Raw genomic sequence first — 18783 nt, 5'->3', positions numbered from 1 at the left:
AAATTAATTATCTTTGCGATTCCTTTCTTATAAAAAAAATAATGAAAATAATTATTGCTGGAGCTGGTGAAGTTGGATTTCATTTAGCAAAATTATTGTCTTACGAATCGCAAGAAATTACGTTAATAGATACTGATAGAGCGAGTCTTTCTTATGCAGACAATCATTTAGATATTAAAGTTTTAAAAGGAGATGCTACTTCTATAGCCATGTTAAAAGAGGCTAGAGTGGAAGGTAGTGATCTTGTTATCGCTGTTACAGCCTCTGAAACTACTAATATTACCGTATGCGTTTTAGCTAAACAATTAGGTTCGAAACGTACTATTGCACGTATTTCTAATACCGAATTTATTACACACAAAGATGAGGTTGGTTTTACGCGTTTAGGAATAGACGAACTTATTTCTCCTGAATCTTTGGCAGCTTCAGAAATTCAATTACTATTGAGTCAATCTGCCTTTAAGGAAAGCTATGAGTTTGAAGGTGGAGCGCTTAGAATGGTAAGTTTAAATTTATCTAGAACAGCATCTTTTGTGGGTAAATCTGTAAAAGAGGCAGCACAATACTTTCCAGAAATTCACTTTGTGCCCATTGCAATTCAACGCTTTGGCACACAATACACAATAATTCCAAGAGGAGATACACAATTTAAAGAAGGCGATACAGCAGTATTTATTACGTGTGCTGGAGGAGGAGATGAATTGTGTAAAATGACAGGCAAAATAAATACTCCAATTAAGGATGTTATGATTCTTGGTGGTAGTAAAATAGGTTACAAAACTGCTCGCGATTTAAGTGCAAAGCAGTTTAAAGTTAAGCTAATAGAAAATAATAGAGACGTTGCTTTCGATCTTGCAGATGAACTAGAGAAAGTGTTAGTTATTAATGGAGATGGAAGAAATGTAGAATTATTAGAAGAAGAAAATATTGGCGATATGGATGCTTTTATTTCGGTTACTGGTAATTCTGAAACTAATATTATGTCTTGCTTAGTGGCAAAATCTAAAGGTGTTAAAAAAACCATTGCTTTGGTAGAAAATATGGATTATTTTGAGTTGTCTCAATCCATAGGCATCGATACTTTAGTCAATAAAAAACTATTAGCAGCCAACAACATCTTTAGATACATTAGAAAAGGAGAGGTTGTTGCAATGACTAAGCTTAACAACATGAATGCAGAGCTGCTAGAGTTTAGAGTAAAGAGTAATTCTAAAATATGTAATCAAGAAATTAAAGATGTAGCATTTCCACGCTCTGCAATTATTGGAGGTGTTATTAGAGATGGAGAAGGTTTAATTGCTCTAGGAAGTTTTAAAATTGAAGCAGGAGATTATATTGTAGTGTGTTGCTTACCAAAATCAATAAAAGAAGTTGAAAAATTATTTCTGTAATCTACCATGCGTAAAGGTCTAAAACTCAATTATAAAATTATCTTTCATTTCTTCGGGTTGTTATTCCTGTTTAATGGAGGCTTTATGCTTATCTCGGCATTAGTGAGTTTAATCTATAAAGATGGTGTTACTTTAAAGCTGTTTTTATCTGGATTAATGACTGTTCTTATTGGTGTTTCTGCTATGGTTTATACAAGAAACCATAAAAAAGAAATGAACAAGCGCGAAGGTTACATTGTCGTCGCTTTTGGGTGGATAGTTATGGCATTGTCTGGTACTATTCCTTATATTTTTACTGAAGTAATACCGGGTTTTACAGATGCTTTTTTCGAGACCATGTCTGGTTTTACAACTACAGGAGCTTCCATTTTAAATGATATTGAAGTCGTTCCAGAAGGTATTCTGTTTTGGAGAAGTTTAACACATTGGATTGGCGGAATGGGTATTATTGTACTTGCAGTAGCCATTTTACCATTGTTAGGAATAGGAGGTATGCAGTTGTTTGCTGCTGAAGCGCCTGGACCAAGTGCAGATAAATTACATCCTAGAATTACAGATACAGCAAAACGTTTGTGGTTAATATACTTTGGTTATACCGCTGCAGAAACGATTTTACTTAAGCTTGCGGGTATGTCTTTTTTCGATGCTGTAAACCACTCTATGAGTACACTGTCTACAGGAGGATTTTCTACTAAAAATGCAAGTGTTGCCCATTGGAACTATTCGCCATTAATACAATACATTATTATCGCCTTTATGTTTCTTGCTGGAACAAACTTTGTATTAAGCTATTTTGCTTTTAAAGGAAAGGCTTCTAAGGTTTTACAAGATGAAGAGTTTAAACTTTACTTTAAGTTTATCGCTATTTTTACAATTGTTGCTGCTGTTATTATTTATTTTAATGCAGATATGAGCATCTCTTCCATAGCACATCCTCAAGTTTTAGGGGCTGGTGAGAGTGCCTTTAGACACGGTTTATTTCAAGTGTTGGCCATTATTACTACTACAGGATTTGTGACGGCCGATTATACCTTATGGACACCTTTTTTAACTATCTTTTTCTTTGGGATGATGTTTCTTGGTGGTTCAGCAGGAAGTACTTCTGGAGGTATAAAAATAGTGCGCCATTTAATAACCATTAAAAATGGGTTTTTGGAATTTAAACGCGCATTGCACCCTAATGCAATATTGCCTGTGCGTTATAATAAGCGTTCGGTTTCTGGAGCTATTGTATTTAATATTCTTGGTTTTTTTATTCTTTATCTTTTAGCATTTATTGTTGGAACATTAGGGTTTTCCATGATGAGAATAGATTTTGAATCTGCTATTGGTTTAGCAGCTTCAAGTTTAGGAAACGTAGGTCCTGCTTTAGGCGATTTTGGACCAGTTAATAATTATTCAGGCTTACCAGCAGTTGGTAAATGGTGGGCTTCTTTTTTAATGCTTATTGGACGATTGGAGCTTTTTACGGTGTTGATTTTGTTTACGCCTTTCTTTTGGAGGAATAGGTGAAAACTTTGAAACACAGTCACTTCTTGATAGTTGTAAATTAAAATACATATATTGATGGTATCGAGAACAGAAACCTTCATTTCTTTAGACCAATAAATTGATTGACAAATTATGATATAAAAAAAGGGCTTCTATAAATTTATAGAAGCCCTTTTTAAGTTTATATAATACCTTGTTTTATTCTTTTAAAACACGTATTGTTTTAGTTCTATTGCCATTTGTGCCTTCCATTGAAACTTCAACAAAATAAGCACCAGATTGTAAATTAGATAAGTCTAGTTCCTTTGTTGTCGTATTTGGCGTTTCTGTTAATACAACTTGACCTAACATGTTTAATACTCTAACTTGAGACATAGTAGCCTCAGATTTAAGTGTTAAAATAGTATCTACTGGGTTAGGGAAATAAGTAAATCCAATAGTATCAAAGTCTGTTGTTGATAATGTATTTTCGGTTACAGTGATATTAAAAGTTCCTTCTATAAGTTGGGCGTTTTTAGTTACAACACCATCACTCCAAACTCTAACATAGTACGTCGCTTCATATGTTAAACCTGTTAAACTTAAAGTTTCGCCTCCATTACCTGCTGAACATTCTAAAATATCTACATCTAATTGACTACAATCTGTTGAAGAATATACCGCAACATTTGCCTCATCTGAGTTGCCAGAAAGAACAGTTGTTACTGTCGCTGACCCTGTAACAGGTCCTTCAAAAGTGTACCACACGTCTGACTTGAAAGTGTAAGAATCACACTCAGTATCGTCTGTTTCTCCAGTAGTATCATCTGTAGCGCCTGCAGTTGTTTCTCCAGTTAAAGTTACACCTAAAGTAAGAACTGTTGGAGTTGAACATGAATCATTTCCTGGAGATGGTACATTTGGTATACAGTTTAAGCTCATTTCAAAATCACCAGATTCTTCATCATAACCTTCAATCATTATATAATAGGTTACATTAGGTTGTGCTGTAAAAGTCACTTCAGATTGAGTATCGTCCCCACAACCAATAGCATCATCGTTACCAGCAATTTCGTTTGTTTGTGGACAATCACTATAAACTCTTATATACGTATCATATAAAGAATTACATAGTGATAGTGTTACATCTTGTAAAACAGTATCCGTAAATGAATAGAAAACATCATTTGATAGGTTTCCTCCACTATCTGTAGCTATATCTGTTGATCCTATTACAGTTCCTCCACAAGCTATTGCTATTGCACCTGTACATTCATCATTAATAGGAGCGCAATCCTCTATTGTTACAGAAACACTTGAACTATTAGGGCAAGTTCCAGATGTTGTATACGTTACTGTATAGGTGTCTGGTATTGAATCTGAAACGCTAATTTCTCCAGTATTTGGATCAATTATTAATCCCATTGTACTTGTAAATGTTCCACCTGCCAATCCTATAACCATTGGTGAGGTAACAATAATATCTGTGCAATATGTTGGTGCACTATAAAGAAATGAAGCATCGTCTAAAGCATTAACGGTTACATTAACATTTGAACTGTTAGGACAAGCTCCAGCAGTTGTATACGTTACTGTATACGTACCTGGTGCTGAAGTTGAAACATCTATGGCTCCAGTACCTGAAGTAATAGATAATCCTCCTGGTGCAGATGAAAAAGAACCAGCAGGTAAACCAGTAATTGTTGGAGTTGGATCTGCATCATCTTGACAATACGCTGGTGCATCAAAACTAAATGAAGCATCGTCTAAAGCATTAACGGTTACATTAACATTTGAACTGTTAGGACAAGCTCCAGCAGTTGTATACGTTACTGTATACGTACCTGGTGCTGAAGTTGAAACATCTATGGCTCCAGTACCTGAAGTAATAGATAATCCTCCTGGTGCAGATGAAAAAGAACCAGCAGGTAAACCAGTAATTGTTGGAGTTGGATCTGCAGCATCTTGACAATACGCTGGTGCATCAAAACTAAATGATGCATCGTCTAAAGCATTAACGGTTACTGAAACACTTGAACTGTTTGGACAGGCTCCAATTGTAGTATAAGTTACTGTATAAGTTCCTGGTGCTGAAGTTGAAACATCAATTGCTCCAGAACCTGAAGTAATAGATAATCCTCCTGGTGCAGATGAAAAAGAAGTAAACGTTCCACCAGCTAAACCAGTAATGGTTGGTGTTGGATCTGTATCTGCTGAACAATAAGCAGCTGTACTATAATTAAATGATGCATCGTCTAAAGCATTAACTGTTACTGAAACACTTGAACTGTTTGGACAGGCTCCAATTGTAGTATAAGTTACTGTATACGTTCCTGGTGCTGAAGTTGAAATATCTATGGCTCCAGTACCTGAAGTAATAGATAATCCTCCTGGTGCAGATGAAAAAGAAGTAAACGTTCCACCAGCTAAACCAGTAATGGTTGGTGTTGGATCTGTATCTGCTGAACAATAAGCAGCTGTACTATAATTAAATGAAGCATTGTCTAAAGCGTTGATTGTAACACTTACACCACTTGAGTTTGGACACGTTCCAGTAGTTGTATAAGTAACTGTATAGGTAGCAGCAGCTGAATCTGAAACATCAATTGCTCCAGAACTTGAATTAATATTTAATCCAGAAGGTAATGCTGTAAATGTTCCTCCAGCTGTTCCTGTAATAGTAGGAGTTGGATCTGTTCCAGTCATACAGTAATTAAGCAAACCATAATTGAACGAAGCATCATCCAATGCGTTAATTGTAACATTTACAATCCAAGTATTTGGGCATGCTCCAGTAGTTGTATACGTAACGCCATAAATTCCAGGCGTTGATGAAGAAACATCAATTGCTCCAGTTGAAGCGTTAATTGACAATCCAGCTCCTGAAGAGAAAGTCCCTCCAATTAAACCACCAATCATCGGTGTTGGATCAGTTGCGTCTACACAATAAGCTGGAGCTGTATAATTGAAGAAAGCGTTATCGCTTGAATTAACTGTAACAATTACGTCTGAACTGTTTGGACAAGGTCCAGAAGTAGAGTAAGTAACAGTATATGTTCCCGGAGCTGATGCCGAAACATCAATTGTTCCAGTTGAAGCGTTGACAATTAATCCAAAAGTTGTAGTGAAAGTTCCTCCTTGTAAACCAGAAATCGATGGAATTGGTGTGTCACCTGTACAATAGGTAGCAGCACTGTAGTTAAATGATGCATCTTCTAAAGGGTTAACAGTTACGTTAACTGCTCCACATAATCCTGAAGCTTCATCTACACAACCTACTCCATCTTCTCCACGAATATAAAAAGTAGTATTACCAGTTAAGGTTGCTGTTGTAAAAGTGTTTGTTGCAGAAGTCCCAACTTGAGTTCCACCACAAGATCCTGTATATATATGCCATAATGAAGCATCGTTTAGTGCTCCTGTCCATGTTAAAGTAGACGTTGAGCCTGAACATATTGTACTTGGTGTTGCAGATATTGCTGTTGGAACATCTGGATCTGTACACGTTGGAGTTACCACTGCAACATCCCATTCAAAAGAATCTATCGCTAAAAAATCGGCCTCGTTGGTTGATGTTACAACAAGTTCATCAATAGCAATTCCAGAAAAGTCTGAAGATTGAGTAGAAAAATCTACTTTAGTGAATCCATTGTTGGGAGAAAATGTCTCAACGTTAGAAAAACTAGTTATAGAAAATGTATACTGCTGAACCCCATTTAACTTTCCAGAAAACGTAACAGATTCGCCAGAAGGATTTTTAAGAGCAGCAAAGGCGGCCTGAACATCTGCTACAAATATGAATAATTCTGATACTGAGAACGTGCTAACTGAAGAAATTGCAATAGACATTCCAGCATTGTTTTCCTTTCTAAGCCCATTTGGGGTAGTATAATATTCAGAATTTTCAATAAATGCTTTATCAGCTGAATTAGTATTACCATTCCATCCAAAATCACCTGTATATTTTTCGACTCTAACTACAGTACCAACAGTACCATAAGAAGATGTAAGTGAAAAAGTGACAGCATTATCGGTAAACGTAGTTGATTCATCAGTTTCAGTTTCAAAAGTTTCTAAGTTTTGAGAAAAAGATTGAAAATTAAAAAGTGTGATAAATAAGAAAGTAAGTAGAAAAGTAATTTTCTTCATGATATAAAAATATTAAATTAATAGGTTTTTCGAAGATAATACTTTTTGTTGAATAATTATTTAAAGAGAAATTATCAAGTCTACATACTAGCTATTTGCGATTTATATAAATGATCAATTAAATTAATAATAATAAAGAATACTATATTTCTTTAAACCAACAGATTGAGAGACAGATTAAGATATAAAAAAAAAGGGCTTCTATAATTATAGAAGCCCTTTTTAAGTTTATTTAATACGTAGTTTTATTCTTTTAAAACACGTATTGTTTTTGTTCTATTACCATTTGTGCTTTGCATTGAAACTTCAACAAAATAAGCGCCAGATTGTAAATTAGATAAGTCTAATTGTTTAGTTGTTGCATTTGGTGTTTCTCTTAATACGACTTGTCCTAACATATTTAATACTTTAATTTGAGATATAGTAGCTTCAGATTTAAGTGTTAAAGTTGAACCTATCGGGTTAGGGAAATATGTAAAGCCAATAGCATCAAAGTCTGTTGTTGATAATGTTGTTTCTGTAACAGTAATATTAAAAGTACCTTCTACAAATTGAGCGTTTCTAATGACAGCAACACCATCACTCCAAACTCTTATATAATAAGTCGCGTTAGGCGTTAAACCTGTTAAATTAACAGTTTCACCACCATTACCTGTAGAACAACCAACAAGATCTACATCTAACTGACTACAATTTGTTGAAGAATAGACTGCTACATTTGCTTGAGTAGAACTCCCAGAAATAACAGTTGTTACAGTTGCTAATCCTGTAAGCGGTGCTTGGAAAGTGTACCAAACATCTGATTTAAAGGTAGAAGGTTCACAACTTGTATCGTCTGTTGCGCCTATAGAATCATCTGTTGCTCCTGCTGTGCTTTCTCCAGATAAAGTGATGCCTAAACTTAGCGGTGTTGCACTTGAACATAAATCATTATCCGGTGCACATTCATCGATTACTACACTAACACTTGAACTGTTTGGACATGATCCAGAAGTTGTATAGGTAACGCTATAGACACCATTTGCTGATGTTGTTACATCAATTTCTCCTGAAGTTGGATTAATAACTAAACCTGCTGGTGTATTTGCGAATAGTCCTCCTGCTAAACCTGTAATGCTTGGTGTAGGATTTGAATCGTTTATGCAATAAGAAGTCGCGCTATAATTAAATGAAGCATCGTTTAAAGCTAAAACATTTACAACTTGAGTACTCGTGTTAGCACAAGGACCTGAAGGCGTTGTATACTCAATAGTAATTTGATCGCCAGCTACAAAGTTAGATAGGATTCCTGTTCCATTATTAATAATAGCTAAGCCAGATCCTGTTTGATTAAAGATTGAAAATACTCCACCAGGAGTTGCAATTCCAGAAATTGTATTTGTTGAGGATTCGCAGAAATCTGCACTAGTAAAACTAGCGTCGTCTGAAGGTGTAACATTTACAACTTGAGTACTCGCGTTTGCACAACCAACCGAAGGCGTTGTATACATAATGGTAATTTGATCGCCCGCTACAAAGTTAGATAAGATTCCTGTTCCATTATTAATAATAGCTAAGCCAGATCCTGTTTGATTAAAGATTGAAAATACTCCACCAGGAGTTGCAATTCCAGAAATTGTATTTGTTGAGGATTCGCAGAAATCTGCAATAGCAAAACTAGCATCGTCTAAACTATTAACTGTTACAACAACATTTGAAGTGTTTGGACATGAACCAGTTGAAGTATAAGTTACTGAATACGTTCCTGGTGTTGATGCAGAAACATCTATTGCTCCGGTACTTACATTAAGTGTCAATCCAGCTGTATTTGTAAATGTCCCGCCTGCTAAACCTGTAATTGTTGGCGTTGGATCTAAATCACTTTGACAATAAGCTGCTGCTGAATAATTAAAAGAAGCATCGTCTAAGCTATTAACTGTTACAACAACATTTGAAGTGTTTGGACATGAACCAGTTGTAGTATAAGTTACTGAATACGTTCCTGGCGTTGATGCGGAAACATCTATTATTCCGGTACTTGCATTAATAGTCAATCCAGCTGTACTTGTAAATGTTCCGCCTGCTAAACCTGTAATTGTTGGCGTTGGATCTAAATCACTTTGACAATAAGCTGCTGCTGAATAATTAAAAGAAGCATCGTCTGGTGCATTAATAGTAACACTAGTGTTTTCTGTATTATAGCAAAATCCGCCATAGGAAACTGTATAAATTCCTGGTGTAGAATTGCTAACATCAATTTCTCCAGTTGAAGTAGTGATAATTAATCCTGGTGTTGAAGAGAATACTCCACCAGCTATACCCGTAATTGTTGGTGTTGGGTCTGTAGTGTCTAAACAATAAGTAGAACTATCATATGTAAATGAAGCATCAAACAATGGTACAACAGTAAAATTAACACTACTTGAATTAGGACAAGGTCCAGAAAGCGAATAAGTAATAGTATAAGCTCCAGCTGTTGATGCACTATTATCGACTTCTCCAGTTAAAGTATTAATAATCAATCCTGATGTTGAAGAGAATGTTCCACCAGCTAAACCCGTTATATTTGGTGTTTGATCTTGGTCACATTGACTAGCTGCGGAAGGAAAGGTAAATGAAGCATCGTCAATAGTCGCTGTTAAAGTGACCGATGCAGTATCGCTCATTTCAATTGAACACGTACCAGTAGCACTTGCAAAAACATTGTATGTTTTGCTTGCCGTTAAGGTTTCACTTGTAAAATCAATTTGAGATCCTGTTCCAGCAATTGGTCCTTCAATTGTACTATCATCAAGGTTATCTCTCAAGACATAGTCAACTCCAATTTGAGAAGATGCAATAGAAACTACAGCATCTACAGAACAAGCTCCAGAAGTTGGAGATACACTTACAGTTTGATTTATTATGGTAGTTTGTGTTCCATTTAAAGGGCTACCAATATCTCCAGTTGTAGACGTTACAGCTAATGGATTTGCTGTAACGTTATGCTTTTCATAACCTAAAGTGCTGGTTGCAGGATCATTTCCTGATCGGTCTACGCCTGTTGATGCTTTTGAACCCCAAAAACGATTTGTAAAATTAGGTGCTTCTGTATAATGAGTTGCTCTACCACTTGTATCATCATTTTTATAAGCTACAGACCAAACTATATTTCCAGCTGCATTTTCAATGATAATTTCATCAGAACCATTTGCAAGACCAAAACTTGTTTGTAATACATTATCTATAGCGCAACCTTCAAACCATTTTGATTCGATCTGAGTTTTATTCCTTACAAGAATGACAAAACCACCTGCTGGCACAACAAAACTTGTATTGGTAATTATAGAGTTGTTAGTATCCTCATCTTTAACTCTCCAATTTTGAATATCAATTGGTATCGCTCCATAGTTGTAGAGCTCAATCCATTCGCCTGTGCTTTCAGTCGTACCATTCGGGTTAGAGATCCATTCTGTAATAGCTATAGATTCTAATGCAAAAACCTCTACAGTATCTGTTGCACTATCAGAGCATCCACTCACTGTAACTGTATAAGTAAGCGTATGTGTCCCAGCTCCAGCTGCTGCTGGATCAAAATCGTAGGTCATGCCATCAGCATTATCTGTTACTCCAGGTCCTGAATAGATTCCTCCTATAGGCATTCCACCTCCACTAATTCCTGTTTGCACTCCTGCGTCTAGAGCAATATCTGCTAAGGCCGTAAAAGTTACGGTAGTTGATGCGTTAATTGTTACTGAAACATCTGAACTATTTGGGCAGGTTCCTGTAGTTGTATAAGTTATTGTATAAGTATTAGCAGCTGAAGCAGATGCATCAATTTCTCCAGAAGTTCCATTAATAATTAAACCAGCAGGCGATGCTGTAAATGTTCCTCCAGTTGTTCCTGTAATTGTTGGTGTTGGATCTGAAGCATTTGCGCAATAAGCAGCATTAGCATAATTAAAAGTAGCATCTCCAAATGCTACTACAGTTACAACTGAAGTTGCATTATTGTAATTATTGTTTCCATTAATGTCGGTTACAGTAAGTGTAACATCGTTTGGCCCAAGATCTGCACATGTAAAAGTAGTATTAGAAGCTGAAAAATTTTGAATACCACAAACGTCTGTAGAACCTCCATCTAAATCTGAAGCTAATATAGAAACATTACCAGATATATCTAAAAAAGCAGTGATGTTTTGAGCAACTGCTGTTGGTGAAATAGTATCAATAACTGTTACAAATGAAGTTGCATTATTGAAGTTAGTGTTTCCATTTACATCGGTTACTGAAAGTGTAACCACGTTTGATCCTAATTCTGCACATGTAAAAGTAGTATTAGAAGCTGAAAAATTTTGAATACCACAAACGTCTGTAGAACCACCATCTAAATCTGAAGCTGGAAAAGTAACGGTACCAGCACCATTTAAATAAACATTGATATTTTGAGTAACTGCTGTTGGAGAAATAGTATCACGAACAGTTACAACTGAAGTTGCATTATTGTAATTATTGTTTCCATTAATGTCGGTTACAGTAAGTGTAACGTTGTTTGGTCCTTCATCTGCACATGTAAATACAGTTCCTGATGCTGATAAATTTTGGATACCACAATTGTCTGAAGAACCACCATCTATATCTGAAGCTATAATTGAAACGGTTCCTACTCCATCTAAATAAGCAGTGATGTTTTGAGTTGCTGCTACTGGTGAAATGGTATCAACAACTGTTACAGATGCTGTTGTAATACTAGAATTCCCATTGCCGTCGGATACTGTTAATGTAACAGTGTTTGATCCTGAATCTGCACAAGTGAAATTTGTAGTTGAAGCTGAAAAATTAACAGTTCCACAATTATCTGATGAACCACCATCTAAATCTGAAGCTGTAATTGAAATAGTTCCATTATTCTCTAAAAAAGCAGTGATGTTTTGGGAAACAGCTGATGGAGGATTAAGATCTCCAACATTAACAATAATTGATGCTGGCAAAGATTGACATGCTCCGTTACTTTCAGTAACTCCGAAAGTATAAGATCCATTAGGCAAAGCACCAATATTTAATGAACCAGTTGCCGGTGGCATTGGAACGGCTCCTATAGGCGCTGGAACATTGTTATAAAAAATTAAACTTCCTGTTCCTGATCCAGTTGCACTAAGTATAACGTCGTCACCAGGACAAACAGTTATCGGAGAAACTACAATAGGTGTTGCAGGTGGTGTTCCAATTGTAACGGCTACGTTAGATATATTAGGACACGTTCCTGCTGTTGTATATGTAACTGTATATGCCTGAGGAGTTGATAATCCAATATTGATAAATCCCGTTGTTAGGTTGATATTTAATCCTACTGGTAAGCTTGAGAATGATCCTCCAGCCAATCCTGTAATTGTAGGAGTTGGATCAGAGTCACCTAAACAATAAGCAGCAGCACTATAATTAAATGAAGCATTGTCTAAAGCGTTGATTGTAACACTTACACCACTTGAGTTTGGACACGTTCCAGTAGTTGTATAAGTAACTGTATAGGTAGCAGCAGCTGAATCTGAAACATCAATTGCTCCAGAACTTGAATTAATATTTAATCCAGAAGGTAATGCTGTAAATGTTCCTCCAGCTGTTCCTGTAATAGTAGGAGTTGGATCTGAAGCATCTACACAATAAGCAGCTGCATCATAACTAAATGAAGCATCCGGAGCTGATACCCCAACTGCTGACATCAATAGAGAAACATTAGAAGAAGGTATGAACATACTAAAAGCACTAATGCCATCAAATTCAATAAAGTTAAATCCTGCACCAGTACTTGAAGCAACCGCTGAGGAATTCGTTTCTGTCCAAGCTCCAATTTCATTCGAACCTCTTTTGTGCATTTTGTACAGCGCTAATATAGTAGTAGTTACTTCTCCATCAGGATAGTTAAAAACTAAACTTGCATCGAGGCTTGTATTTGTAGGTCCATAATTATCAACAATCCAATGCGCGTTTCCGAATTCTAAAAAAGCTCCAGCGGGAGCAAAATTAACAGGTAACTCATCAATATATGTTACTACAATTTCTCCTCCTGGTACTGTTGTAGCAAAAGAGATTCCAAGGTTATGATCTGTGTGAAGCGAAGCGCTACTATAATTCGTTGCAGTAGCCGTTGCGTTATGACTTGTAGCTAAACCATTACCTACAGATGCTTGAGAACATTCAATTAAAGGACTGCCAAAATGCACTCCATCATTACCATTTCCACTATAGTCAAGAGCATTTGTAGCTGAATCAGAATCAGAATTAAACTTCCAATATCCATCTAAACTTGGATCACATCCACCACTCAATGACAAGTGTAAATTTTCGCGAATTTCTGTTTGTGAACGGATATCATCCCAAACACGAATTTCATCCATCGAACCATTCCAAAATTCTCCAGGACCAGAACTAGCTCCTTTATAAGCTCCAATGGCCGCTGATTCAGTATTTGTAACCGTACCTGTAACATTAGTCACAGGGCCTCCACCATCGATACCTGCATAGGCAATTCCATCAACATAAAAAGTACATCCTGTCACTGAATTTGAACCATCAAAAGAAACAGCTACATGGTGCCATAATCCGTCTTTAACATTAGGTAAACCAGATGGTACAGAAACCATTAGATCCAAGAGCCCTCCTCCAGTCATATAGAACGCCAATGATGTCCCAGAAACTTGAAATCCCCAACCAATACCTGAGGAGAAATCGTTATCGTATTTGGAGATAATCTGCATTGCACTTGAAGCTGATGCTGTATTTATCCAAGCTTCTAATGTAAAGTCATCAGTTTTTCCAAAATTCAACTCTCCATTATCTCCTAAACTCACATAATCATCAGCGCCATCAAAAGTCAGCATATTCCCACGAACCGCAGAAGCATCATCTGTTGGATCTGTTGCATCGCAAATACCATCGCAATCTGAATCCGCTCCATCATTTGAAGGGTCAGAATCAGAAAGCGCTCCGAAACCATCGTTGGTTACAGAACAATCATCACAGCCATCAGCATCGGAATCTCCACAAATATTAAAATCTGTATCATCTGGATCTGAAGCATCATTTACACCATCGTTATCATCATCGTTATCACAAAGATCAAATGCACCATCACTGTCTGTATCTACACCAGTAATATTTGCCTCCACAGTAAACGTGTATGGGCTTTTATCTGTATCATTACTACTTATAGAAACGGTTGCGTTTTGAGAAACTTGATCACCGCAGTTTGCTGAAAATAGAACTTGAAATGTTGTTGAACTAGCCGGTGAGATTATTCCTGTTGGCTGTGAAACTAAAGTAAATCCAGGATCTCCCGAGATAGAAACAAAATTTGGGACTCCACTTAAAAATAAGTCACCTGCTCCCTCATTTTGAATAGTAAATGTGTTTGTTGCAGTTGCACCAATTGCTACTAAACCAAAGCTTGTATCGTCACCTAGCGTTGGAGTTACATCTCCATTCGGAATTGACGTATTATTTCCTTCGATGTTTATTTCCGGACCTACCCATGTAACACTAAGATCAATACAACTTGTTCCAGATATGCAATTGTACTCGTTTACTAGAACGTGCACAATTCCATTAAAAGTCGCTGTCCAAGTGATGGTAGATAGTATTGCACATGTATCATCATCATAATCAATAACAGTAGTACCACTCGCATCGTATAGTGTTAGCTGTGTATCCACGCCCAAAAAAGTACTAGTATCACAGGTGGAAAATATATAGGTTTGACCTAAAACTACAGAAGTTGAATAGTATTCTCCACCCCATGCACAAGTAGTGTTTTGGATATTACCTGCTCCTGTTGGAGTTAAATCGGCATAAAAGGTATTAGAATAAGGACATTGTGCTTGTAATTGGCTAACAAATAATAGGCAGGCTATTATTGAGATACATTTTAATAAATTAATTTTGTTTGATGTAAAGTTTTTCATGTTAAAGATTAATTAATAGTTTTTTAAAGGTAATTTATTTTATTGATTATTTTTTTTTAAAAAATAACCTTCTATAACATTCCTTTAAAATGGTATAACTTATTGTTTTTAAGTTTGTTAAATATTTTTTTCACTTCTAATTTGTAACAATTTTACTGGTGTGTCGTCGTAATAATATAACCACAAAATCAATCATTATGCAATCGATCACAATTACTTCAACTTTAATTCCAAATTCTAATCTTCAAACGTCTATTATTAGCGAGTATTCAGGATTATTAAACACAGACTATAAAAACATAGTAAAAACTAATTTTAAAAGTTTTAATTCGCCTTCATTATTTAGTATTAAGCAACGAGTAAAGAGTAATCAATTTAAAACGTGTAGTTCTATTGGAACAGGCTTAAAAGTATTGACTTTCGTGGTTGGTATTATAGTTGCTTTTATTTAATGGGTTTTAACTGATATTCTCTTTGATATAACCTCTAAACATTTGTTTTTAAGTTTGTTAAATATTATTTTTCACTTCTAATTTGTAACAATTTCACTATTGTCTCGTCTTATTAGTATAACCACAAAATAACAACCATTATGAAACCAATGACATTAACACCAGCTTTAGTTCTAGATTCTAATCTTCAAACGTCCAATATTAGTGAGTATTCAGGATTATTAAACACAGACTATAAGACTATTGTTAAAACTAATTTTAATAGTTTTAATTCACCTTCACTATTTGGTATTAAGCAACGTATAAAGAGTAATCAATTTAAAACCTCTAGTGCTATTGGAACAGGCTTAAAAGTATTAACTTTCTTGGTTTGTATTGTAGTTGCTTTTATTTAATATCACTTTTTTCTTCGAAATTATTTTCTTTTCAAATTCAAAACTGTAACAATTTTAATAAAAGGGCTACTTATATATAAAGGAACTTTTCTTTTTATTGATTGTTAACTGACGATCCCTTTTGAGCTAACCTCAAAAAAAATCATCTTTTATGTTATTATAGACATTGCGTATCTCTTGTTACGCGACAAAGATGTCTTATGCTAAAATTTATTTGAATAACCTTCCGAATACAACTTCGGAATAATACTTAGAACTTATGGGTGGAGGAGGAGTAATGGCACACGCTATTCATACTATGAAAGCTAATCGAAAATTGGTTAGTAAACGTAAAGAGAATCGGTTTAGCTTTGTGCATACAAGTACAGAAAAAACGGAATATAATTTACCAAAATCAACACCAGAAAGGTTAAAACGAATTCAGGAAAAATTCACCCGTGAAAATAAAGTAAGAAAACTAAAACGGTTACTATTAATTGGGGTATTTACCGTGATACTAATGACTACTTTTGTGTATATTATGTTATAAAAAAAAAGCCTCTGAAAACAAATCAGAGGCTTTAAATTTTTTATAAATGTTATTATTTATACTAAAACTGCTTTAATTCTTTTTACAGCTTCTTTAATTTGCTCTTGCGAAGCAGCATAACTTATTCTTATACAATCTGGATTTCCAAAAGCAGCTCCTGTTACGGTTGCAACAAGCGCTTCTTCTAATAAATAGAGAGAAAAATCTGTAGCATTATGTATTGTTTTTCCACGTAACGTTTTTCCGAAGAAATGCGACACATCTGGAAACAGGTAGAAAGCACCTTCTGGTGTATTAGTTTTAAAGCCTTCGAGATCCTCCAATAAATTTAACATCATATCACGACGTGTTTTAAACTCGTCAATCATATAATTTACAACGCTTGGATCTGCATTTAAAGCGGTAATTACAGCACGTTGTGCAATACAGTTTGTACCACTAGTTACTTGGCCTTGCATTTTATTACAAGCACGTGCAATCCAATCTGGAGCACCAATAAAGCCAACTCTCCAACCTGTCATAGCAAAGGCTTTAGAGACACCATTTACGGTTATTGTTCTATCGAACATGCCATCTATTCCAGCCATACTTGCATGTGGCTTATCTGTGTAGTTTATGTGTTCGTAAATTTCATCTGAAACCACGTAAATATTAGGATGCTTTATTAAAACGGAAGCTAAAGCTTCTAATTCTTCTTTACTATATAAAGAACCACTTGGGTTACAAGGCGAACTAAACCAAAGCATTTTTGTTTTTGGTGTAATTGCGGCTTCTAATTGTGAAGCAGTCATTTTAAAATCTGTTGTAATAGATGTTTTAACTTCTACAGGAACACCTTCGGCAACGGTAACAATATCGCTATAGCTTACCCAATATGGGCAAGGTAAAATAACTTCGTCTCCTTTATTTAATAGTACTTGTGCTATATTATATAAAGATTGTTTTGCTCCAGTTGAGACTACTACTTGCGGTAAGGTATACGTTAAATTGTTGTCGCGTTTAAACTTTGTAATTACAGCTTCTTTTAATTCTACATAACCATCTACTGGTGAGTAAGAATTGTAATTATCGTTTACTGCTTGAATTGCAGCGTCTTTAATAAAGTCTGGTGTATTAAAGTCTGGTTCTCCCAAACTTAAACCTATAATATCTTTGCCTTCTGCTCTAAGCTCTCTAGCTTTTGCTGCCATCGCCAAAGTGGCAGACGTAGACATATTTGTTATTCTATCTGAAAGTAGGCTCATTGTAAATTGTAATTTTGTAGTGCAAGTTTAAATTAGAGTTAAGCCATACTAGGTTTAGTGCCTAATTCTTTAAGTTGTTGGTAATGTTCTCCTATTGCTTTCCACATAGAATTATATTCGTTGTACGGTAAACTAAATTCTTGAGCGGTTTCTTTAACAATCTTTGCTATGTTTTTGTAATGAACATGGCTAATGTGTGAAAACAAGTGATGTTCTACCTGTCTATTTAAGCCACCTGTATAAAATTCTACCAACCAACTTTTAGGAGAGAAATTAGAAGTAGTAAACAATTGATGAATGGCCCAAGTGTTTTTCATGTTACCCCCTTTATCAGGTAAAGGCATTTCTGTATTAGGCATGACGTGTGCTAATTGAAACACAACACTTAAGATAATTCCAGCTGTATAATGCATAATTAAAAAGCCTATTAAAACCTGCCACCAAGCATAGCCTAAAGCTAAAGGTAAAACAACCCAAATAGAATAATATAATATTTTACCAATAATTAACTTGGTCCATTGTGTAGCTGGTTTAGGAAAATCTCCATAAGATAATTTTCTTTTTAAGTAAATATAGGTTTGTTTAAAATCGGTAGTAATAGCCCAGTTTACAGTTAATAAGCCATATAATAAAAAGGCATAATATTTTTGATATTGATGAATTTTTAACCATTTAGAATGTTTAGAAAAACGAATAATTCTTCCTGCATCTATGTCTTCATCATGTCCTTGAATATTAGTGTAGGTATGGTGTAATACATTGTGCTGTACTTTCCAGTTGTAATCGTTACCAGCTAAAATATGAATGCTGCTCCCCATTAATCTATTAACCCATTTTTTACTAGAAAAAGAACCATGATTTGCATCGTGCATCACATTCATTCCAACTCCTGCCATTCCAATACCTATAACCATCATAGATATAATTTGTAGCCAGGTTGGTAAATCGACTGTTAGTATTAATGCTAAAGGACCAAGTAATAATGTGAACATTACAATGGCTTTACCATATAATTTCCAGTTGCCGGTTTTTTTAATATTGTTCTCTTTAAAGTAATCGTTAACACGTTTATTTAGTGTTTTAAAAAACTTTGCAGAGTCTTTTCGAGAGAAAGATATTGTTTGTTTTGTCATGCTATTGTTTTTTACAAGATAAATTCAAGTATAAAATATGACAACAAAGATAAATAATAATGCCGTGCATCTTAATAAATTTTTCATAAAAAAGCACAATAATT

The 18783-nt window shown here is 35.2% G+C and carries 9 protein-coding genes; 5 read left to right on the top strand and 4 right to left on the bottom strand.

All coding sequences use genetic code 11. The features are described from left to right. Positions 1-41: 41 nt before the first annotated feature. The gene (gene trkA / locus RH82_RS15565; protein WP_034062135.1) at positions 42-1391 is read left to right on the top strand and encodes a Trk system potassium transporter TrkA; all 1350 of its coding nucleotides are present in this window, start codon (positions 42-44) and stop codon (positions 1389-1391) included. A gap of 6 nt (positions 1392-1397) precedes the next feature. After that, the gene (locus tag RH82_RS15560) at positions 1398-2903 is read left to right on the top strand and encodes a TrkH family potassium uptake protein (RefSeq protein ID WP_034062133.1); all 1506 of its coding nucleotides are present in this window, start codon (positions 1398-1400) and stop codon (positions 2901-2903) included. 177 nt (positions 2904-3080) lie between these two features. On the opposite strand, the gene RH82_RS15555 is transcribed toward RH82_RS15560, so the two are convergent. Further along, positions 3081-7010: a T9SS type A sorting domain-containing protein gene (locus RH82_RS15555; RefSeq protein WP_034062131.1), complete on the bottom strand. Its 3930-nt coding sequence runs from the start codon at positions 7008-7010 to the stop codon at positions 3081-3083. Positions 7011-7255: 245 nt separating this feature from the next. Beyond that, complete coding sequence (locus tag RH82_RS15550; RefSeq protein WP_034062129.1) at positions 7256-14926, bottom strand: LamG-like jellyroll fold domain-containing protein; 7671 nt, start codon at positions 14924-14926, stop codon at positions 7256-7258. 197 nt (positions 14927-15123) lie between these two features. Between RH82_RS15550 and RH82_RS15545 the strand changes: the two genes are divergently transcribed. From RH82_RS15545 to RH82_RS15535, 3 genes are all read left to right on the top strand, one after another. Next, complete coding sequence (locus RH82_RS15545) at positions 15124-15378, top strand: hypothetical protein (RefSeq protein ID WP_034062127.1); 255 nt, start codon at positions 15124-15126, stop codon at positions 15376-15378. A 149-nt stretch (positions 15379-15527) separates the two neighbouring features. After that, complete coding sequence (locus tag RH82_RS15540) at positions 15528-15773, top strand: hypothetical protein (RefSeq protein WP_156112504.1); 246 nt, start codon at positions 15528-15530, stop codon at positions 15771-15773. Positions 15774-16032: 259 nt separating this feature from the next. Continuing rightward, positions 16033-16302 carry a hypothetical protein gene (locus RH82_RS15535; protein WP_034062123.1) on the top strand — a complete coding sequence of 90 codons (270 nt, stop codon included), beginning with the start codon at positions 16033-16035 and terminating at the stop codon, positions 16300-16302. Positions 16303-16358: 56 nt separating this feature from the next. Here the strand turns inward: RH82_RS15535 and RH82_RS15530 are convergent, their stop codons facing one another. Both RH82_RS15530 and RH82_RS15525 read right to left on the bottom strand, forming a co-directional pair. Then, the gene (locus RH82_RS15530) at positions 16359-17546 is read right to left on the bottom strand and encodes a pyridoxal phosphate-dependent aminotransferase (RefSeq protein WP_034062121.1); all 1188 of its coding nucleotides are present in this window, start codon (positions 17544-17546) and stop codon (positions 16359-16361) included. 38 nt (positions 17547-17584) lie between these two features. Beyond that, positions 17585-18679 (bottom strand): fatty acid desaturase family protein, encoded by a 1095-nt coding sequence (locus RH82_RS15525; protein WP_034062119.1) that lies wholly within the window; start codon positions 18677-18679, stop codon positions 17585-17587. Positions 18680-18783 lie beyond the last annotated feature (104 nt).

This window comes from Lacinutrix jangbogonensis (genome assembly GCF_000797445.1).
GTDB classification, from domain to species: Bacteria; Bacteroidota; Bacteroidia; order Flavobacteriales; family Flavobacteriaceae; genus Lacinutrix; species Lacinutrix jangbogonensis.
The sequence above is the reverse complement of the archived record's forward strand: the minus strand, read 5'-3'. Positions and strand labels throughout refer to the sequence as shown.